Source organism: Streptomyces sp. NBC_01363 (assembly GCF_026340595.1).
Classification (GTDB): Bacteria; Actinomycetota; Actinomycetes; order Streptomycetales; family Streptomycetaceae; genus Streptomyces.
The window spans coordinates 2,125,382-2,144,884 of record NZ_JAPEPF010000002.1 but is presented as its reverse complement, the minus strand read 5'-3'; the positions used below and the strand labels follow the sequence as shown (position 1 = coordinate 2,144,884).

The following is a 19,503-nucleotide window of genomic DNA, read 5'->3' as shown; positions in this document are numbered from 1 at the left end:
CCGGTTGTCGGGAACGACGGCCGGTGGGCGTCGCATGTCGCGGCACCCACCGGCCGGGGCAGGTCAGCGGGTCAGCTGCACCTGCTGGTAGCGCACCAGCTTCCAGTTGTTGAGCCCGTCGCCCCAGGTCTGCCATCCGTCCAGACCGAGCGAGCGGTAGTTGTCCCGTTGCACACCGTCGTTCTTGTTGACGGTCAGGGTCAGCGAGAACGAGGGGTCCTCGGGCGACAGCGGGGCGATCCGTTTCCACGGCACGGCGACCAGGTAGGTCGTCGTCCCGGCCTCCTCGTCGCGGGCCACCCGGACATCGGCACCTTCCACGGATCCCACCGGGTAGTCCCTCGGGAGGGATTCGACGAAGACACCCGGCCCCTCCGCCACGGTGTCGCCTGCGTAGAGCATGTACCACTCGGCCCCCCAACGCCCCAGCCCTTCACCGGGTTTGCCCGGCTGGACCCCGATGCCGATGCTGTCGCCGGCGGGCAGCCAGGCCACCTTCCGTGCCGTCCGATGGTCCTTCTCCCGGACGACCGCGGATACGTAGAGGTTCCTGTCGTCCCAGGTCGCCCACATGTCACCGTCGGCGACGGAGGGTTCGATGCCGTTGTACGAGCCGACTTCGGAGAGGTCCACCTTCGGGGCGTTGCCCAGACCGGCGAGCTTGCCGTCCACCAGGTGCGGGGTGGCCCTGGCGATCGGGCTGAAGCCGAAGGAGTCGCTGTCGTGTGCGGTGCGTCCGTCCGCGAATCTCGCGGTCACTCCGACGGGCTGGACGGCGTAGGGGGAGGCTCCGTCGACGGTGACGCGGAAGGTGCGGGTGGCGAGCGGCGGGACGGTATCGCCGTCGCCTGTGCCGCGGCCCGCGATGGTTCCGCTGCGGTCGCCGAAGGACCAGTCGATCCCGGTCACCCGGACCGGCGCGTCCGGCGAGTGGTTGGTGACGGTCACCGCCAGCCGGTCGGTGCGGGCCGCGCCCTTCACCGACATCTCCGGGGACACGTCGACCGTCACCGGCTCCGTCGTCACCTCCGTGCCGGTCGCGACCGCGCCGGCCCGCTTCCCGTCGAGGGTGACCGCCGCGGCCAGGCCACGGCTGCCGGGCGTGTCACCGGCCGGGACCTTCAGCACGGCGCCGGCCCGTCGGCCGGGCGCCGCCGAGACGGTGACCCGCCGGCCCTCGATCTCGAAGACCGCGGTGCGCTTGTGTATCGATGCCCCCTCGCCGTGGCCCGGGGCGCGGTTGTCGAGTGTCGCGGTCACCGGAACGTCCGCGCCCGCCACGATGTCCTTCGGTGCGGACAGCGAAAGCAGCGGTGACTCCTCCACCTTGTCGACCGCGGACCGCAGATAGACCGGGGCGCCGGTGGCCGTGAGGTGCACCCAGCCGTTCACCGGCTCCAGCACCCGCTCCGAGCCGAGCATGTCCACCACGGTGACCGGCTTCCCGGTCCGCACCCGGACCGGTTTGCCGGTGCGGTCACTGCTCCACAGGGCCGTGGTGACCGAGCCGCCGCCGGGCGAGCCGGACGCGGACCTGAATGTGTACGCGTGCAGGTCGCCGTCGCCGGTGCGCAGCCGTCCGGTGAACCCAGCTTCGGTCAGTTCGCGGGCGACGGTGGAGTAGGCGAGGTAGGCGGGCTTCGGGTTGAGCCCGTTGGCCTCCGGGCCCGTCTTGCGCAGCAGGCCGAAGTTGTGTTCCCCGTTGCTCGGCCCGTTGCCGTCGTTGATCAGGTCGTACCAGTAGTAGCGGGCGATGCCTGCGGCCTTGGCCTCCAGCAGGGCTCGTGCGGTGGCCTGTGCCTGGGTCTGCTCACTGACGCCGATGCCGTCCCGGTCGGCGGAGGTCCAGCCCTGCTCGGTGATCCAGATGGGGAGTTCCCTGCCGTCGTTGTACTGACGCATCAGCCGCTTGAGGCCCGCGATGTCGAGCTCGACGCCCTCGGGGTCGCCCGGGGCGCGGTAGGGGTGGATGGAGATCGCGTCCATGTGCTTGAGCCCGCCGAGCTTGAAAAGCTCCTCGAACCAGTCCAGGGGCACCTTGAACGACGAGGCGCCGACCACGGTGACCTTCGGGTCGGCGGCCTTGACCCCCGAGTACGCGGCGGCCAGCATCTTGGCGTAGCACTTCGCGCTCTGCGAGCACACGCCGTTGGAGAAGCCGCCGTAGTACTCGTTCCAGACCTCCAGCGACTCGATCCGGCCGCCGGCCTTCTCCGCGACCTTTCCGGCGTACTTCCCGAACGCCTGGTACGCCTCGTCGGTGCTCGGGATGTTGCCGTAGTCGGAGTTGCCGAAGCCCAGCAGCATCAGGCCGTTCTGGCCGCGTGCGCCGAAGTCCGCGGTGACGCGTTCGCTGGCCTCGGGCCATTGATACTCGCCCTTGGGGTGCTCGATGCTGCTCCAGTAGACGGAGTCGACGCGCAGTGCGTCGGCACCGGCGCGGGCGGCGAGCCCGGTGCTGTCGTCCCAGGCGTCGCCGGGGGCGGAGCGGTGGTGGTGGTTGATGCCGAAGAAGGAGTCGGTGGTGCGCTTCGGGTCGGGGCCGGGGTGTTGCACCGCGAAGCCGGCCGTACGGGCGACCGGGGCGTCGTCCGCGGCGGTCCCCCGAAGCGTCAATGTGTAGTAGCCGACCGGGAGTTCACCGGCATCGACGGCGCCCTCGCGGGTGGCCGGGTCGATGGCTGCGGCGCCCTGCCGCACGGTGCGGCCCCGGTAGTCGCGGACGCTCCAGGGCACGGTGCGGTCGCGGGCGGAGAGGATTCCGAAGGTCGCCCGCACGCCCGGGTCGAAGAGGTTGCCCGGGGTGGTCACGTCGATCTGTACGTCATCGGTGTCGACCGGGGACGGGGCGAAGGCGTAGCGGGCGAAGCAGACCGGTTTCTCACTGGATCCCATGTCCTGCGCCCAGGAGGCGATGCGCATGTCCCGGCCGTACTGCCCGCCGGCGAACGCTCCGTCGGGGATGTAGAAGTGCGCGGTCTTCCAGGTGTTGGTGCCGGTGGTCTTCACGATCCGTGAGGTGCTCCACGGGTTCGCGCCCGCGTCGTAGACCAGCGCGAACTTGGCTCCGGGCGCGTCGAAGTAGTCGATGTCGACGGCCGCGTGGTTCGCCCCCTCGTGCTTGAGGCGGGCGTCCACGGTGACGTACAGGTACTGGCTGGGGCGGCCGGGGCCGATCTCCCAGCAGTCGCGGTCGCCGTACGTCTTGACGTTGGCGCTCGCCTCGTCGCTGCCGGGAGACGCGTCGATGGTGGCGTCTCGGACCTCAAGTGTCTTGCCGAACACGGCGGTTGCCGAGTCGTTGGTGCGCGTGGCGGTGGATCCGGCTCTCTCTGCGGAGGCGGCGGCCGGGCCGAAGGCCAGCAGGCCCAGCAGTGTGGAGAAGGCCACCGCCGCGCGGGACAGGCGTCTGCGTGGTCGATGTCGCATGGCGTGAAACTCCCTGATCATCGGGCGCGGGGTGCTGCGCGGAATCTCTGCGGAGAACGTGGACGGACTGAGCCCGATGCGGCTCCGGGCCGTTGCGCAACCGCTTGCTCAAACGCGGCACAGACTGGTCCCGCAAACAGACCCTGTCAAGGGTTCGCACAGTAACCGACGTAATCGCACAAGCAGTTGCGCACCATGGATAGGCTGATGCCATGTCGGAACGAGGCAGGGTCACACTGAGCGATGTCGCGGCGGTCGCCGGGGTTTCGCTCTCCACGGCGTCGAGGGCGTTGAACGGCGGCGGCCGGGTCTCGACGGCGACGCGATCACGCATAGCCGAGGCGGCGCGCAGGCTGGACTTCCGCCCCAACGCCCTGGCGCAGTCCTTCGCGTTGGGGCGCAGCCGCACGATCGGCATCCTCGCCCAGAATGCCCGGGGAGCCTTCACCGAGCCGGTACTGGTCGGGGCGTTCACCCACCTCGGCAGCCGGGAACAGGCCTGCCTCCTCTACGACACGAGTTTCGACCCGGACTCGATGGCCGACAGCGTCCGCAGGCTGCAGGCCCGGCGCGTCGACGGACTGCTGGTGCTCGGCGACGACCTCCGGGCCGAAATGCGGTCCGTCACGGCCGAGTTCTCCGTTCCGGTCGCCTACGCGTTCGGGCTCACCGACCGGGAGGGCGATTCCTGCTACGTCCCCGACAGCCGGATGGCCGGCCGGCTGGCGGGCGAGCACCTACTGTCGCTGGGCAGGCGACGCATCGCGCACATCACCGGCGAGGCGGCCGACACCGCCACGACGGGACGTGAGCAGGGGTTGCTCTCTTCGCTCGCCGAAGCCGGGCTCTCCCCCGCGACCGGCACGCTCCGGGGCGACTGGAGCCGGGCCTGGGGGGTCACCGCCTGTCGTCGGCTGATCGATTCCGGCACCCGGTTCGACGCCGTCTTCTGTGGCAACGACCAGATCGCGCTCGGCGTGGAGTCGGTCCTGCTGGAGTCGGGAAGGCGGGTCCCGGACGATGTCGCACTGGTCGGCGTGGACAACTGGGAGTACGTGATCAGCGGCCAGCGCACCCGCCATCTCACCACCGTCGACATGGGGTTGGCCGCGCTGGGCGCCGCCGCAGCGGCCCAGGTGGCCGACGGGCGCGACGCTCCCGGGATGCACGCCCACCCGTGCACGCTGGTGGTCGGCGCGACGACGGTCGGGGATCAGGCCGGGGCCTGAGCCGGTCCGGCCCCGACGGTCCCGCGGTCATTCGGCGGCGGCGAGTCGGGCCTGCGGCTGGACGGTGACGAGCGCGATGCCCCCGCAGCACACAGCGAGGAGGAGCAGCTCTGCGGGAGAGGGCGCGGGCGCGGTGTCGAGCGCCCAGTCGCCCAGCCGCACGGTGAAGGGAACGGCCAGTTGCACGGCGGCCGTGAAGACCGGCCCGCGGAGCAGGATGAGCCGGTGCTGCACGAGGTAGGCCGGCGCGTAGACGGCTGCGCCCAGCACCACTGTGCCGCCGATCGCGACGGGTGTCGGCGGACGGGCGATCAGCGCGGGCAGGGCCATCGGGAGCAGCAGACAGGTGGCGGCGGCGAGCAGCACGGGCAGCACGGCGAGCGGCGGCAGCCCCGACAGCCGCTTCCGGTACAGGAACCCGTACACGGCGAAGGCCACGGTCGCCGCCGCCACCAGCAGCAGCCCCATCCCGTCCGCATCGCCCGCGTCCGCGCCGAGCGCCGCGTATCCGGCGGCCGCCGCGCAGGCGAGTGCCGCCCCCGCCACCTTGCGCGGCCCGGACCGTTCGCCGAAGAACATCGCGCCGACCGCCACCGAGGCACACGGCATCAGCGCGACGACGAGATTGGTGAGCGAGGTTCCGATGCGCGGGATGGCGAGGAGGGTCCCTGCCGCGTACCCGGCGAATCCGAGCAGGCCCAGCAGCCATACGGTGCCCGGCCTGGCGGCGGCCCGGCGCAGGTCGGCCCGGCCGTCGGCGGTGGAGGCGGCGACGGCGGTGAGCACCGCGCAGCACACGGCGGTTCGGCCCACGGCGACGATCAGCGGATCGGTCCCGGTGACCAGGGCGCCGGAGAGCAGCCAGGTTCCGGAGAGCAGCAGGACGAGGACGGCCGGCATCGCATGGCCTTTCCGTGGGTGGCGGAGGAACGGGCGGAGGGTGCGGAGCCGTTCGACGGCCGGACCGCCCACGTCACCGAGGTACCCACCGGCGCCATCGGCGGTGGGCACACGCCCACTTGACCGGCACGGTGAGCCGTGCGAAGAGCGCGATGACGCTGCGGCCGAGCTCGCTGATCCCGCACCGGCCCCCTCTGCACGGTCACTTTCCTGCAGGCGCCAACTATATCGACGGGTGCCGTCTCCACCAGGTCATGGGGGCTGCTCGTCCGCGTCACTCCGGCCAGGCGGAATCCAGGATGGTGTCCACGAAGTTGCCACGCTCGAACCCGGGTGCGTAACGCTCCAGGACATCGGCTTTCACATTGCCGAACGTGGTGTCCGGCTTGGGTTCGATGCCTTCGGTGAAGGCCCTGAGGATGCGCCGCTTGAAGTCGGGGCGGGGGTGGAGGGCGACGATCGCCGCACGGTCCGCTTCGCTGATGTCGTCGTACCCGATGCCCAGTACGTCGTACTCCACACCGGCCGTCACCAGTGCGACCTCGGGCTCCATGAACGACGGGATTCCCGGCGTCGTGTGGAGTGCGATGGCCGTCCAGACGCGACGGATGCTGTCCTCGGGCACACCGCGGCTCTGCAGGAATCGCCGTGCCTCGTCGGCGCTGTCCACCTCGAACCGGCGACCGCTGCCGCGGAATTCCTCGTTGAGACCGAGATCGTGGAACATGGCTGCGACGTAGAGGAGCTCCGGGTCGAAGCCCAGCCCGCCGTTGTGTCCCTGGAGCCCGCCGAAGAAGTAGACGCGGCGGGAGTGGTGGTAGATCAGGTCGTCGGTCGTGTCACGCACCAACTGGGTCGCGGCCGAGGCCAGTTCGGTGTCGGGAACCGTCACGGTGGTGAAGGCGGGGAGATCGGCACTGCTGGGCATGGGAACTCCTTTGTCGTACGGCACTTCGGCCTCGTGGCCCCGGTCCCCCGGCGGGAAGCGGGTGGAACCCGGCGCGGTCAGGCACCGGCCGCCCCGTCCCTGTCCGCCGGGGAGAGATGGAGATGGGCCAGGTCGTGCGGGACCGGTCCATCCGGTCGGAAGAGCGGCGCGCTCTCCCCGTCGGCCGCCGTGGCCGGCGCGTCCGTGAGGCGCAGGCGCGTGCGCAGCCGCCCGTAGAAGTCGTGCGGGCCGAGCCTGATGACCCGCAGACGGCGCGGTGCCGCGTACACCCCGAGCCAGTCCCCGGCGTCCAGCACGCCGCGCAGCTGCCCGTCGATGGTCACCGCGCCCTGGCCCGAGTGCGGCAGGACCCGTACGGCGATCGGTTCGTCGGCCGCGGCGACCACGGTGCGGTCGAAGGTCATGTGCGCCGCCACAGGCGTGAAGAGGACGGCGTCCATGCGCGGTGAGACCACCGGACCGCCTGCGGCGAAGCTGTAGGCGGTCGAGCCGGTGGGCGTGGCCATGATGACCGCGTCGGCCGAGTACGAGGCGAGGAGGCGGCCACCGATGTAGACGCCGAGGCTCACCTGCCGGTCGCGGGCGAGCTTCTCCACGACGACGTCGTTGAGCGCGGTGACGTCCAGCGCCACGCCCCAGCCCTCCGCCGCGGCCTCCTCGTCCAGGGCGACCTGGGGAGGCGGCAGCATGGGGCGCCGCCCGTAACCCATCAGGGCATCGATGTCCGGGGGCACTTCGAGTACGCGGGAGGCCCGCATGGTCAGGGTCATGCGCTCCTCGACCTCCGCCCGGCCCCGGTGCACGGCGTCGAGCGCCCGGACCACGTCGCCGGCCGGCACCTCGGTGAGGAAACCGACACGGCCCAGGTCGATCCCGAGGACGGCGCCGTCGTTCTTGGCGGCGATCCTGGCGCCGCGCAGGAACGTCCCGTCGCCGCCGAGCGTCACGATGAGATCGGGGTTGCCCGCGACATCGGCCTCCTCTCGCCCGCCGCGCCTGCGTTCGTCGTCGCGCCACACGTCGATGTCCGTGCACGGGATGCCTTCGCGGGCACACCAACCGCGTACGACGCTCGCTGCGACGACGGCCTCGGGATGGCCCTGGTGAACGACGACTCCGACCCGCTCGACACTCATCCCGCCACGACTCCCCGTGTTCCGACGACGCCCTCACCCCACTGTGAGGGAATCAGGGGTGTGTCCGCCCGTCGCCGGGCCGACACCGCGCCCGGTCGGGCGATCGGGTCCGGTGACGGGCCCCGGATGGCCGGATCCGGGCTCCCCGCACCGGGGCGTGGCGGGCGGCACGGGAGCGGCCCGCCGGCGGATGATCTCCACCGGCGGGCCGGGCACCGCACGGAACACGTCCGGGTCAGGACTGCGCGTCCTCCGGAATGCTGACCAGCCAGCGGGTATCCCGGCGGGGTCGCAGGTAGAGCGCCCAGTAGAGCGTGGCGACCGCGGTGATCCCGCCGGTCCACAGCAGGTACTCGGTCTCCTGCTGGGTCAGGATGTACGCCAGCACGGCGATCAGCAGCACGGGGATCGCGGGCCACAGCGGCATGCGCCAGGCCGGCGCCTCGCGGTGCGTGCCGCGGCGGCAGAGCAGGGCCGCGACGGCGACCAGCAGGTACATGGCGGTGACGGATACGCCGGTGACGCCGTACAGGGTGTCGAGGTTGACGAAGCAGAGCGCCGCTCCGGGAACGCCGACGACCAGGGTCGCGACCCACGGGGACCCGAACCGGCCGAGTCGGGACAGGGCGTGGTTGATCGGCGCGGGCCATGCCTTGTCACGGGCGGAGGCGAACAGCACCCGCGAGTTCTGGATGACCATCACGATGCCCGCGTTGATGATCGCGAGGGCGACGCAGAGGCTGACGAAGGTACCGACGGCCGAGTTGGACCAGGCGGCGACCATGGTGTTGAGGTCGCCCGAGGTCAGGGCCTCCAGGTCCGGGGCGCCCAGCGTGATGGCGATGACCGGGACGAGGATGACCGCCGTGGAGATGGCGAGGGTGGCGAGCACGGTGCGGGCCACGTTGCGCCGCGGGTTCTCCAGCTCCTCCGAGAGGTAGACCGCCGTGGAGAAGCCCTGGGTGATGAAGAGCGCGATCGCGAGACCGGAGACCACCATCATCGCGGTGACGGTCGTGCTCGTGCCGCCCGGCGAGGCGACCGCCCCGTGCACCAGCGCCGACGCACCGCGCTCGGAGTGGGCGAAGCCGAGAACGGCGACGACACCTGCCGCGATCACTTCGAGGACGAGGAAGATTCCGGTGATCCACGCGTTGGCGCGCAGGTCGAGGAGGCCGGCGAGGGTGGCGAGCACCATGACGCCGGCACCCGCGACGGGAGCCGGAATGTGCACGATGGGTGCGAGGTAGTCGGCCGTTCCCATCGCGATGACCGGTGGCACGATCATCACGACCAGCAGCGAGAGCACGAAGACGAGCCACCCGGCGAGCCGCCCCGCCATGGTCGACACCATGGCGTACTCGCCTCCGGCACTCGGAATGAGCGTGCCCAGCTCCGAGTAGCAGAAGGCGACCGCGATGCAGAGCAGCGAGCCGATGGCGATCGTGAGGGCGGTGTACGTGCCGAGGCTGGAGAACAGGTCCGGGACGACCACGAAGAGGGTCGAGGCGGGCGTCACGCAGGAGAGCGTGAGCAGAGTTCCGCCCACGACGCCGATGGAACGCTTGAGCTTCTGTGGAGTGGGGCCGGTCGCTGGGGCGAGCGCCTGGGGAGCGCTGAGCGTTTCGGTCATCGTGCGGTTCCGATCAACAGGTGCGGTGTCTGAGCACGGGAGCGGTATCGCCTCCAGACGAGGACGTGGTGAGTGGTTTCGTCGCTCCCAGCGCGACATGCAATCCTGACGTGTTCCGCAGGTCAAGAGGTGTTCACCTTCGGAATTCGTTGTTCCGAGGAGCCGATCCGACGATTTGGCGTTAACAACGCGTCATAGTCCGGGGATCGGCGGGTGCGGGAACCGCAGCCCGGCCCGATGGAAAGTTTCCCCCGTATCCAGCATCCGGAAGGGCGGGGCGGCCTCCCGCACGGGCGGGGCGCCCGGGGCGCGGTCGGGACGCGGAGCCCGCAGGTCGCGCATCCGCGGTCTTGGTGCCAGCCTGGAGTCATGGCTTGGGCGTCGTGGACGACTTGCGGTGTGTTCTCCGGGCACGGTGGCGTGCTCACGGAGGAGGTCGGTGTCCTGTCCGGGGACCTGACCGTTCACACGACTTGGGCGGATGACTTGGCCCAGGTGACCGTGCAGTACACGGGCGCGATCGACTGGTTCACCATGTCGGGCAGTCCCGTGCCGTGTTGTTCGGAGGAGGACAGCCGTCGCCTGCACGATGCGGTGGTGCAGGCGGTCCGGAAGGGTGAGGCGGCCACCGTTCCCGTGCCGCCCCGCCCCGCCCGGGAGCAGGCGGCGGAGCCCGCCCAGGAGTGACGCCGGCGCGTCGACGATCACGCGTCGCGGAGCGCGGCGGCGACCAGCCCCGCGATCTCGTCCCTCGGCACTCCCCCGCCGCCCACCAGCCGGTCGAACACCAGCCCGTCCACGCAGGCCAGCAGCGTGAGCGTCCGGCCCTCTGCGTCGGCCACGCCCCGCGCCTCCAGGAACGCCCGCACGGCTTCGCGTGCCGCGTTCTGGCGCGGCACAAGGATCTCCCGCAGCTCTGGGTGACGCACACTCTCGACCGCGCACGCGTAGTGGGCGAGCGACCTCTGCCGACCCCGACCGGCCAGCCGCCGCTCGACGAAGCCGGCGAGCCCGTCCATCAGTTCGTCGGCGTCGCGCGGCATCCCCGCCTGCTCGCCGACCGCCTGCAGCTCCGCCTGGTCGAGGGGGGAAGCCGTCCTGCACCATGACGTCGACGAACTGGTCGTCCCGCTCCCTTCCTGCGCGGTGGGCCGGGTCGCCCTGCTCGGCGATGCGGCCCATGCCATGACACCGCACCTCGGCCAGGGTGCTTACCAGGCCCTGGAGGACGCGGCGACACCGGCCGCCGCACTCCGCGCCGAGCCCGCTGTCGAGTCGGCGCTCGGCCGCTACGACGCCGAACGTCGGCCCCGCAGCCAGTCGGTCGCCCGAGCCGCCCGCCGGGCCGGCCGGATGGGTCAGCGGCTGTCCCGGCCGGCGGCCGTCGCGCTGCGCAACGCGGCACTGCGCCTCGCACCGTCCCGCGTCACCGTCCGCACGATCCTGCGCCATGCCGACTGGACGCCCCCGCGGCTGGGGTGACCGCGGGGGCGACGGCCCGGAGACCGTCCGTTCCGTATGTCAGTAGGCCCCGGAGACGTTGTCGATGGAGCCGTACTTGGCAGCCGCGTAGTTGCAGGCTGCCGTGATGTTGGCGACGGGGTCGTAGCTGTCCATCGCCGTGCCGGGCACGTGGTAGGCCCGGAACGTCGGATCGATGATCTGGAGGAGGCCCTTGGACGGCGTTCCGGCGGCGGCGTTCGAGTCCCATTTGTTGATGGCGAGGGGATTGCCGGAAGACTCGCGCATGACGTTGCGGTGGATGCCGTTGTAGCTTCCGGGGATGCCGTGCTGGGCCATGACGGCCAGCGACTCCTTGATCCAGCCGTCCAGATTGTCCGTATACGCCGCGGTCGGCGCGGCGGCACGGGCGGTCTGCGCCGGCGCAGCCGAGGCGGCGTGGGCCCCGATCAGCGGCAGCATGAGTGCGGCGGCACCCGTGCCCAGGGCGATGAAGCCCCTGGTCAGCGAGGTGGCCCTGCGACGACGGTATGTAACCGTTGAGGTCATGATGGATTCCTCTCCGTCGCCTGCGAGGTGAGCTGTCGGGTTCGGGCTGGAGATGCCCGGCCGCACACGAATGCGACTTCACCCCGAGCCGTTCCGGATACCGGATCGGCGGCTTACCTGGGTTCCCCGCTCCTGCCGTACACGAGTGGGTGGGATTGCCGGACGGCGGCAGGATTCGGCGTTCCGTCCGGATTGACGGTGACCGTAGGCGAGAAGGACCGAAAGGGACAAGCCCCTAATTTCCGAACGCAATTCACTTACAAGATCGAGTCATCGGAATCGGGGTAATCCACCTCACATCGAACGGTTCCCTTTCCTTGCGCGGAAAGGGAACCGAATTGCACGGTGCGACATCCGGGGGCTCGAACGTGACTCGCGCCACGAAATACCAAAAGGTGCATATCGCCCTACGTTCGAAAGTCGCAATTGCACTAAATGCCCCATATCACCTAAAAGGGAAACTGCCCCGGATCGCTCATACAGGACGTACGCGTCGTCGTTCGAGCTCCACGCCCAGGCCCCCGCACGAAACCGGGAGGCATTGCCATCGCTCCTCCCCGTGGTTATAGTTTTGATGTCCTGTTGTCTCCGATAGAGGTGGACGTTGCGCATCTGAGGTTCGCGAACATCGCGCCGTACGGCACAGCCCGTACGCCCGTCACGCTGTAGCAGTGCTCCGCGCTGCCCGTGACCCCGCGTGGATGCGACCTCGGTGCATGAGCCGTCCCTCTGTCTTCCGGACGCCGCACCTTTCTCTGCCGCTCGGTCGCCGCGTGGTGCTCGCATACGAAGCCCCCATCACTGCGCTTGCGAATGCGAGGAACACCATGGCGACACCCACCACCCCCCACGCCTCCCTCACCTGCTCGGCCCTGTCCTTCCGGTGGCCGGACGGCACGACCGTCTTCGACGGCCTCTCGCTCAGCATCGGCCGGGGCCGCATCGGTCTCGTCGGCACCAACGGCGCGGGCAAGTCCACACTGCTGCGGCTGCTCGCCGGTCGGCTGCGCCCGTCCCAGGGTTCGGTGACCGTGGGCGGCAGCCTCGCCCACCTTCCGCAGAACATCACCCTCGACACGACACTGCGGGTGGACCGGGCCCTGGGCATCGCCGAACGGCGCGACGCGCTGCGTGCCATCGAGGCCGGCGATGTCGACGAGAAGCACTTCGAGACGATCGGCGACGACTGGGACGTGGAGGAACGGGCCCTGGCGACACTGGGCTCACTCGGACTCGGCGGCGTCGAACTGGACCGCACCGTCGGCCAGTTGTCCGGCGGGGAGACCGTCCTGCTGCGCCTGGCAGCGCTGCTGCTGGAGCGTCCCGATGTCCTCCTCCTGGACGAGCCCACCAACAACCTCGACATGTTCGCGCGCCGGAGGCTCTACGAGGCCGTCGACTCCTGGCGCTCGGGCGTACTGGTCGTGGTCAGCCATGACCTCGAACTGCTGGAGCGCGTGGACCGCATCGCCGAACTGCGCGCCGGGTCCGTGAGCTGGTACGGCGGTGGCTGGTCCGCGTACCAGGAGGCCGTGGCCACCGAACAGGAGGCCGCCGGACGGATGTTGCGGGCCGCGGAAGCCGATGTGCGCCGCCAGAAACGCGAGTTGGAGGAGACCCAGGTGAAGCTGGCCCGGCGCCAGAGGAACGGCAGGAAGATCGAGGCCGAGGGGAGCCTCCCGAAGATCCTGGCCGGCCGCCGCAAGCGGTCCGCGCAGGAGTCGGCGGGCAAACTTCGCGGCGTCCACGAGGAGCGGCTCGGCGAGGCGCGCGAGCGCCGGGAGGAGGCCGCGGACGCGATCCGCGACGATGCCGAGATCCGCGTGGGCCTTCCCCACACGGCGGTGCCCGCCGGACGCAGCGTGTTGAACCTGCACGAGTTGCGCCCCCGGTTCGGCAGGCTGCGCGAGGGCAGTCTCCGCGTGCAGGGACCCGAGCGGATCGCGCTCGTCGGTCGCAACGGCGCCGGGAAGACGACACTGCTGCGCACGATCACCGGTGAGCTGGCCCCCTTGTCCGGCGAGGCCAGGACCTTCGTGCCGACGCGGTTCCTTCCGCAGCGGCTCGACGTGCTGGACGAGGAGCTGAGCGTCGCGGCGAACGTGGCCCGCATGGCGCCCGGGGTCACCGACAACCACATCCGTGCCCAGCTCGCGCGCTTCCTGTTCCGGGGGAAGCGCGCGGAGCAGTCGGCGGGCACGCTGTCGGGCGGAGAACGCTTCCGTGCCGCCCTCGCGGCGACGATGCTCGCCGCACCGGCCCCGCAGCTGCTGATGATGGACGAACCGACCAACAACCTCGATATCGCCAGCGCGCGGCAGCTGACCGGTGCGCTGGAGTCCTACGAGGGCGCACTGCTGATCGCCAGTCACGATCTGCCGTTCCTCGAATCGGTCGGCATCACCCGGTGGCTGCTGGTCGCGGAGGAGCTCCGGGAGACCACCGCACAGGAGGTGGGTGCTCTGCTGGCGACGCCGGAGCACGCGAGCCCGGCCTGATCCGGACGAGAGGCCCGAGGGCGCGGGCCTTCGCATGACGGCATCCGGACCGTCATGCGAGGGAGGCCCGCACCCCGGCCGGGATCAGAGCCGGTCGATGATCTTGTTCATCTGCTCGATCTCGGCGGTCTGAGCCGTGACGACAGCGCCGGCGAGCTTCTTCGCGTCGGCGTTGTCGCCGTTCTTCTGCTCGTCCTCGGCCATGGTGACCGCGCCTTGGTGGTGGCCGATCATGAGCTGGGCGAACTTCTTGTCGAAGTCCCTGCCCTTGGCGGCCGCCAGGTCGCCCATGTCCTTGCCGGACATCATTCCGGGCATTCCCGAACCGTCCGAGCCGTGGTCCATCCCGGGCATGTCACCCATCGAGGACGAGGACGCGGGCAGCGGCTTGCCCCACGAAGTCAGCCAGCCCTTCATCGTGTTGATCTCGGGGTCCTGGGCCTTCTCGATCGCGGTGGCCAGCTTCTTGATCTCGGGGTCGGAGGCGCGGCCGTCGGCCAGCCTCGCCATCTCGATGGCCTGCTGGTGGTGCGGGATCATCTGCTGTGCGAACGTCACGTCCGCGTCGTTGAACGCACCGCCGGGGGTGGCCGGTGCGGAGGCGCTGCGCGAGCCGTGGTTCATGCCGGGCATGGACGAACCGTCGGACTTCGAGCCGTCGGAGGAACCGCAGGCCGCCAGCGTCAGAGCGAAGGCGGCGACGGTGCCGGCGGCCGCGAGCGTACGGCGGCGGGCAGCAGAGGACAGGGAAGCGGACATCACGGATTCTTTCCAGGTGGATGCGCCACGTCCGTGGCGCGCGAAAGGGGCAGGGTCGTCCGGCCGGTCCGGCCTCGGAGGGCCGTGGACCGGCGGATTCCTGTCACGTCCGCGCGATGCACACCTGGAGCAGCAGATCTCTGCCGGCGAACGGCGGTCCCCGCCGCGCCGGTCCGCATACGGCCGTACGGCGCCCGGCGAGCGCCCGAACGGCCAGGAGCACCAGACCCAGCGCCATCAGCAGCGGCAGCACCCGGTCACGGGCATGGGTGAATACGCACGACTCGCCGTCCGTCGCCGGCCTGGCGGCGGCAGCGCGAGCGGGGTCGTGCTCGCCCCGCACGACGGAGTGACCGGCAGCCGTGGTCATGGACACGGGCGCGGTCACGGCCATCGCGTCGTGACAGCCCTCCGCGGCGCTCGCCGGTGCGCCGTGCATGAGGAACAGTCCGCACAGGACGGCACACAGCACGAGCAGCCGGGACACTCCCGGTGTGCGTGTCCGTCCGCGATCCACGGCTGCCTCGAATGCTCGGTCGTACGGGTCCTGCGGTCCGGGCCCGACGATACCCCCACCGGGTTTCCCGTTCCGTGGCGCCCCGCCCTCCGCACCGGTGGCGGCGGCTTCGGTGACGGCGCGTGCGAGAGGGTGTTCGCTGGGGTGCTCGACCGCCGCCGCCAGGGTGAGCAGGGCGCCCTCGGTCAGGTCCGAGGAGGCGAGCGGACGGATGTCGGTGACACGCGGGGTGCCCTCGGTCGGGGTGCCGGTCTTGTCGAGCGCCACGGCGTCGATCCGGCTTGAGGCTGCTGCGCAACCTCGGGCTCGTCACCGGCGAGCGCCGGGGCCGCTCGGTGATCTACGCGCTGTACGACAACCACGTGGCCGGACTCCTCGACCAGGCCCTCTTCCACGTCGAGCGCCTGCGGCTCGGCCTCCACGACGCCCCGGCGGAGGAAGTCGCGGCGGCCGATGACACGGTGGCCGCCCTGCGCTGAACCCCGGGACCACCCGTCAGACGGCGCCGCCCTCCCGGGCGGACACGGCCGTCAGGAATTCCCCGAGGATCTCGCCGAAGGCATCCGGCCGTTCCATGTGGGGATAGTGCGCGGTCCCCTCGACGATCGCCTCGCGCCCGTCGGCGACCGTCCGTGCGAGGCGCTGGACCATGGCGAGGTGATCGTCCGAATCGATGCCGCCCGCGATGGCCAGCACCGGGACGTCGATCTCCGCCGCCCGCGCCCAGGTGTCGGAGACGGGCACGAGCCGGTCGGGTTCGTCCGCGGTGTGCTTGGCCAGCGTCCGCTCGGTCATCGCGCGCAGGCGTCGCACCACAGCGCCGTCGACGTCGTCGAGCGTGCGGTGCGGCCCCGCCGCGAAGAGCATGAAGGCGTCGATCCATCCCCCGATGTCACCGGCGGCCAGGGAGCGGGCCTGCTCGGCCAGGACCTGACGGGACCAGGGGTCGTGGAACTCGGGCTCACTCGTCCCCGCCCCGCTGACGACCAGCGCACGTACCAGATCGGGGTGTTCGAGCGCGGTGTCGAGCGCGGTGGCCCCGCCCATCGACACTCCGACCAGGACCGCGGGGCCGGCGTCGAGATGGCGCAGCATGGCGGCCAGGTCGTCCGTGTGCCGGAAGGGCCTGCTCGCGTTGGACGATCCGCCGTGCCCGCGGGCGTCCGGCACGATCACTCGGTGATCCCGCGCGAGCTCCGGCACCTGGTCGTCCCACATCCCGTGGTCCAGGAATCCGCCGTGCAGCAGCACCAGCAGCGGGCCCTCCCCGGTGTCGCGGTACACGAGGCGGCCGTCGTCGGTTTCGAAGAATTTCAGCTCGGAGGCAGCATTCATGACAACCAAGGTGCCATCTCTTCCCCACATTGACAACCAAGGTGCCATCATGGCCGCATGACCGAAAACGATCCGCCCCTGGCACCCGAGGAACTGGCCCACCGGCTCACGGAGGTCTTCGCCCTGGTCGGCCCGCTCTACCGGCGTGTGCAACGCAAGGTGGAACAGGCCGCGCCGATCGAGGGCCTGTCCGTCGGCGTGCGTGCCGTACTGGATCTGCTGCGTGAGCATGGACCCATGACGGTCCCGCAGATGGGCCGGGCACAGGCGCTGAGCCGGCAGTTCGTGCAGCGCATGGTCAACGACGCCGCGGCCGGGCAACTGGTCGAGATCATTCCCAACCCGGCCCATCGGCGGTCGTCCCTGGTCCGGCTGACCGAGGGCGGCAGAGCGGCGATCACCGCCGCACTGACCCGCGAGCAGTCCCTGCTGCGCCAGGTGGACGGGGATCTGACCGATGCCGATGTGACGGCCTGCGTACGGGTGCTCGGCAGGATGCTGGACCTCTTCGACAGCGTCGACCTGGACTGAGACCGCGCAGGGCTCCGGCTCCGGCGGGTGCGGAAACGGCGCGTCCGCCACCGAGTGCGGAACCAATTTCCGCCATTTACGCTCAGATGTGGATCTATGCCGCCAGGAGTCGTTGATCGACAGGAAGCGAGACCCCTATGGAGCGGCTCAAGAAGTCCGGAATCGTCGGGGAACTCTCGGCGGAGTTTCTCGGCACGATGATTCTGATCCTCTTCGGCTGCGGTGTCGTGGCCCAGGTCGTGGCCGGCGGTGCGCTCACCGATCCGGCGGGCGGCCTCGGAAATCACGACAGCATCGCCTGGGCGTGGGGTCTCGGAGTCACTCTGGGCGTCTATGTGGCGGCCAGACTGAGCGGAGCCCATCTCAATCCGGCGGTGACTCTCTCGCTCGCCGCTTTCAAGGGCTTCCCCTGGCAGAAGGTGGCGCCCTACTCCCTCGCGCAGCTCGCGGGGGCGTTCGTCGCGGCACTGCTGGTGCGCTGGAACTACACGGAGGCGCTGGCGAAGGCGGACCCCGGGCACACGATCAAGACGCAGTTCGTGTTCTCCACCCTGCCCGCCAACGGAAACCCCGCGCTTCCGGTCCACGAATGGGGGGCGTTCCGGGACCAGGTCATCGGCACCGCCATCCTCGTACTGCTGATCTTCGCGGTCACGGATCTCCTCAACACCCCGCCGGGCTCCAACCTCGGTCCTTTCATCGTGGGCCTCATCGTGGTGGCCATCGGCATGGCGTTCGGGACCAATGCCGGGTACGCGATCAATCCGGCCCGTGACCTCGGCCCCCGTCTCGCGAGCTTCCTGACCGGCTACGGAGGGGCGTGGCGCGATCAGTACGGGAACTTCTACTTCTGGGTGCCGATCGTGGGACCGCTCGTCGGCGGCCCACTGGGAGCCTTCGTCTACAAGATCTTCATCAGCCGCTTCCTGCCCACGGCCGAACCGGAGCCGGAGGGCACCATCCCGCTACCGCCGGAGAAGTGACGCCCGGTTCCATCACCGGGCCCGGACTCAGGAGAGGCAGCATGCCATGGCGGACTTCGTCGGCGCAGTGGACCAAGGCACCACCAGCAGCCGCTTCATGATCTTCGATCACGGCGGAAACGAAGTGGCCAGACACCAGTTGGAGCACGAGCAGATCCTGCCCCGGTCGGGCTGGGTGGAGCACGATCCGGTGGAGATCTGGGAGCGCACCAACTCGGTGATGCAGACCGCTCTGCGCACCGGTGGTCTGAGCGCCACCGATCTCGCCGCCATCGGGATCACCAACCAGCGCGAGACGACCGTCGTCTGGGACCCCCGCACCGGCCGTCCGTACTGCAACGCCATCGTGTGGCAGGACACCCGCACCGACTCGATCGCCAAGGCCCTGGAGAACGAGGGGCACGGCGAGGTCATCAGGCGCAAGTCGGGTCTACCTCCGGCCACTTACTTCTCCGGCGGGAAGATCAAGTGGATCCTCGACAATGTCGACGGGGTCCGCGCCGCCGCGGAGCAGGGGCACGCGGTGTTCGGGAACACGGACTGCTGGGTGCTGTGGAACCTCACCGGCGGACCCGACGGCGGTATCCACGCCACGGATGTGACCAACGCCAGCCGGACGATGCTGATGAATCTGGAGACGCTCGACTGGGACGACGAGCTGCTGGACATCTTCGGCATCCCCCGGGCGATGCTCCCGGCGATCCGGCCCTCCTCCGACGCGGAGGCGTACGGCCGCACGCGCACGTCCCGGCCGCTGCGCGCCGCGATCCCGATCACGGGAGTGCTCGGCGACCAGCAGGCGGCCACGGTGGGACAGGTGTGCTTCGAGCCGGGCGAGGCGAAGAACACGTACGGCACCGGCAACTTCCTCGTGCTCAACACCGGGACGGAACCGATCCGGTCGAAGCACGGCCTGCTCACCACCGTCGCCTACCGATTCGGGCAGAGTCCGCCGGTCTACGCCCTGGAGGGCTCCATCGCGGTCACCGGGTCCGCGGTGCAGTGGCTGCGGGACCAGATGAAGATCATCACGAACGCGAGCGAGAGCGAACACCTCGCCCGGACCGTCGAGGACAACGGCGGGATGTACTTCGTGCCGGCCTTCTCGGGCCTCTTCGCGCCGTACTGGCGCTCGGACGCCCGGGGCGCCATCGTCGGCCTGGCCCGCTACAACACCAACGGCCATCTGGCGAGGGCCACTCTGGAGGCCATCTGCTACCAGAGCCGGGATGTGGTGGAGGCGATGGAACAGGACTCCGGCGTCCACCTCGACGTGCTCAAGGTCGACGGCGGGGTCACGGCCAACGACCTCTGCATGCAGATCCAGGCGGATGTGCTCGGAGTCCCCGTCAGCCGCCCGGTCGTCGCCGAGACGACCGCGCTCGGTGCCGCCTACGCGGCCGGGCTGGCCACCGGATTCTGGCAGGACCAGAAAGAGTTGCGAGAACACTGGCAGGAGTCGAAGCGCTGGGAGCCGCAGTGGAGCGAGGACCAGCGGGCGGAGGGGTACGCAAACTGGAAGCGGGCCGTGGAACGCACCCTGGACTGGGTCAGCGTGGGATGACGGTCCGACACACCGCGCGGGCGCGCATGC

General features: G+C 70.3%; 15 protein-coding genes, 3 pseudogenes and 1 riboswitch. Of the genes and pseudogenes, 8 read left to right on the top strand and 10 right to left on the bottom strand.

Going from position 1 to position 19,503, the window contains the following annotated elements:
* Positions 1-63 precede the first annotated feature (63 nt).
* Positions 64-3,429 carry a glycosyl hydrolase gene (locus OG611_RS37445; RefSeq protein WP_266430714.1) on the bottom strand — a complete coding sequence of 1,122 codons (3,366 nt, stop codon included), beginning with the start codon at positions 3,427-3,429 and terminating at the stop codon, positions 64-66.
* Positions 3,430-3,641: 212 nt separating this feature from the next.
* On the opposite strand from OG611_RS37445, the gene OG611_RS37440 reads away from it, so the two are divergent.
* Positions 3,642-4,658, top strand: a complete 1,017-nt coding sequence (locus tag OG611_RS37440; RefSeq protein WP_266430711.1) for a LacI family DNA-binding transcriptional regulator — start codon at positions 3,642-3,644, stop codon at positions 4,656-4,658.
* A 27-nt stretch (positions 4,659-4,685) separates the two neighbouring features.
* On the opposite strand, the gene OG611_RS37435 is transcribed toward OG611_RS37440, so the two are convergent.
* From OG611_RS37435 to OG611_RS37420, 4 genes are all read right to left on the bottom strand, one after another.
* Entirely contained in the window at positions 4,686-5,558 is an 873-nt protein-coding gene (locus OG611_RS37435; RefSeq protein WP_266430708.1) for an EamA family transporter, read from the bottom strand.
* Between the two features lie 274 nt (positions 5,559-5,832).
* Positions 5,833-6,486 carry an HD domain-containing protein gene (locus OG611_RS37430; protein WP_266430705.1) on the bottom strand — a complete coding sequence of 218 codons (654 nt, stop codon included), beginning with the start codon at positions 6,484-6,486 and terminating at the stop codon, positions 5,833-5,835.
* A gap of 77 nt (positions 6,487-6,563) precedes the next feature.
* Complete coding sequence (locus OG611_RS37425) at positions 6,564-7,643, bottom strand: NAD(+)/NADH kinase (RefSeq protein WP_266430702.1); 1,080 nt, start codon at positions 7,641-7,643, stop codon at positions 6,564-6,566.
* 235 nt (positions 7,644-7,878) lie between these two features.
* Positions 7,879-9,276, bottom strand: coding sequence for an APC family permease (locus tag OG611_RS37420; RefSeq protein WP_266430699.1), 1,398 nt, complete (start codon positions 9,274-9,276; stop codon positions 7,879-7,881).
* 369 nt (positions 9,277-9,645) lie between these two features.
* On the opposite strand from OG611_RS37420, the gene OG611_RS37415 reads away from it, so the two are divergent.
* Entirely contained in the window at positions 9,646-9,963 is a 318-nt protein-coding gene (locus tag OG611_RS37415) for a hypothetical protein (protein ID WP_266430696.1), read from the top strand.
* Positions 9,964-9,980: 17 nt separating this feature from the next.
* Here the strand turns inward: OG611_RS37415 and OG611_RS37410 are convergent, their stop codons facing one another.
* Positions 9,981-10,463: a TetR family transcriptional regulator C-terminal domain-containing protein gene (locus OG611_RS37410; RefSeq protein WP_266430693.1), complete on the bottom strand. Its 483-nt coding sequence runs from the start codon at positions 10,461-10,463 to the stop codon at positions 9,981-9,983.
* On the opposite strand from OG611_RS37410, the pseudogene OG611_RS37405 reads away from it, so the two are divergent.
* Positions 10,351-10,758: pseudogene (locus OG611_RS37405) on the top strand (FAD-dependent monooxygenase); the annotation flags it as partial. The gene OG611_RS37410 and the pseudogene OG611_RS37405 sit on opposite strands and share 113 nt — an antisense overlap.
* A 39-nt stretch (positions 10,759-10,797) precedes the next feature.
* Here OG611_RS37405 and OG611_RS37400 read toward each other — a convergent pair.
* On the bottom strand, positions 10,798-11,286 hold the full coding sequence (locus OG611_RS37400; protein ID WP_266430690.1) for a transglycosylase SLT domain-containing protein: 489 nt from the start codon (positions 11,284-11,286) through the stop codon (positions 10,798-10,800).
* A gap of 4 nt (positions 11,287-11,290) precedes the next feature.
* Positions 11,291-11,477: riboswitch (cyclic di-AMP (ydaO/yuaA leader) on the bottom strand.
* Between the two features lie 636 nt (positions 11,478-12,113).
* Between OG611_RS37400 and OG611_RS37395 the strand changes: the two genes are divergently transcribed.
* Entirely contained in the window at positions 12,114-13,784 is a 1,671-nt protein-coding gene (locus OG611_RS37395) for an ATP-binding cassette domain-containing protein (protein ID WP_266430687.1), read from the top strand.
* Positions 13,785-13,868: 84 nt separating this feature from the next.
* On the opposite strand, the gene OG611_RS37390 is transcribed toward OG611_RS37395, so the two are convergent.
* Together OG611_RS37390 and OG611_RS40800 are read right to left on the bottom strand one after the other, a co-directional pair.
* On the bottom strand, positions 13,869-14,543 hold the full coding sequence (locus tag OG611_RS37390) for a DUF305 domain-containing protein (protein ID WP_266430684.1): 675 nt from the start codon (positions 14,541-14,543) through the stop codon (positions 13,869-13,871).
* Positions 14,544-15,159: 616 nt separating this feature from the next.
* Positions 15,160-15,339 (bottom strand): annotated as a pseudogene (locus OG611_RS40800) (HAD family hydrolase); the annotation flags it as partial.
* A gap of 2 nt (positions 15,340-15,341) precedes the next feature.
* Here OG611_RS40800 and OG611_RS37380 point away from each other — a divergent pair.
* A pseudogene (locus OG611_RS37380) lies at positions 15,342-15,539 on the top strand (transcriptional regulator); the annotation flags it as partial.
* A 16-nt stretch (positions 15,540-15,555) separates the two neighbouring features.
* Here the strand turns inward: OG611_RS37380 and OG611_RS37375 are convergent.
* Entirely contained in the window at positions 15,556-16,395 is an 840-nt protein-coding gene (locus OG611_RS37375) for an alpha/beta fold hydrolase (RefSeq protein WP_266430681.1), read from the bottom strand.
* A gap of 57 nt (positions 16,396-16,452) precedes the next feature.
* On the opposite strand from OG611_RS37375, the gene OG611_RS37370 reads away from it, so the two are divergent.
* The 3 genes from OG611_RS37370 (at position 16,453) to glpK (ending at position 19,473) form a co-directional block, all read left to right on the top strand.
* Complete coding sequence (locus tag OG611_RS37370; protein WP_266430678.1) at positions 16,453-16,926, top strand: MarR family winged helix-turn-helix transcriptional regulator; 474 nt, start codon at positions 16,453-16,455, stop codon at positions 16,924-16,926.
* 137 nt (positions 16,927-17,063) lie between these two features.
* On the top strand, positions 17,064-17,909 hold the full coding sequence (locus OG611_RS37365) for an MIP/aquaporin family protein (protein ID WP_266430675.1): 846 nt from the start codon (positions 17,064-17,066) through the stop codon (positions 17,907-17,909).
* Positions 17,910-17,955: 46 nt separating this feature from the next.
* On the top strand, positions 17,956-19,473 hold the full coding sequence (gene glpK / locus OG611_RS37360) for a glycerol kinase GlpK (RefSeq protein ID WP_266430672.1): 1,518 nt from the start codon (positions 17,956-17,958) through the stop codon (positions 19,471-19,473).
* The last annotated feature ends 30 nt before the right edge of the window (positions 19,474-19,503 follow it).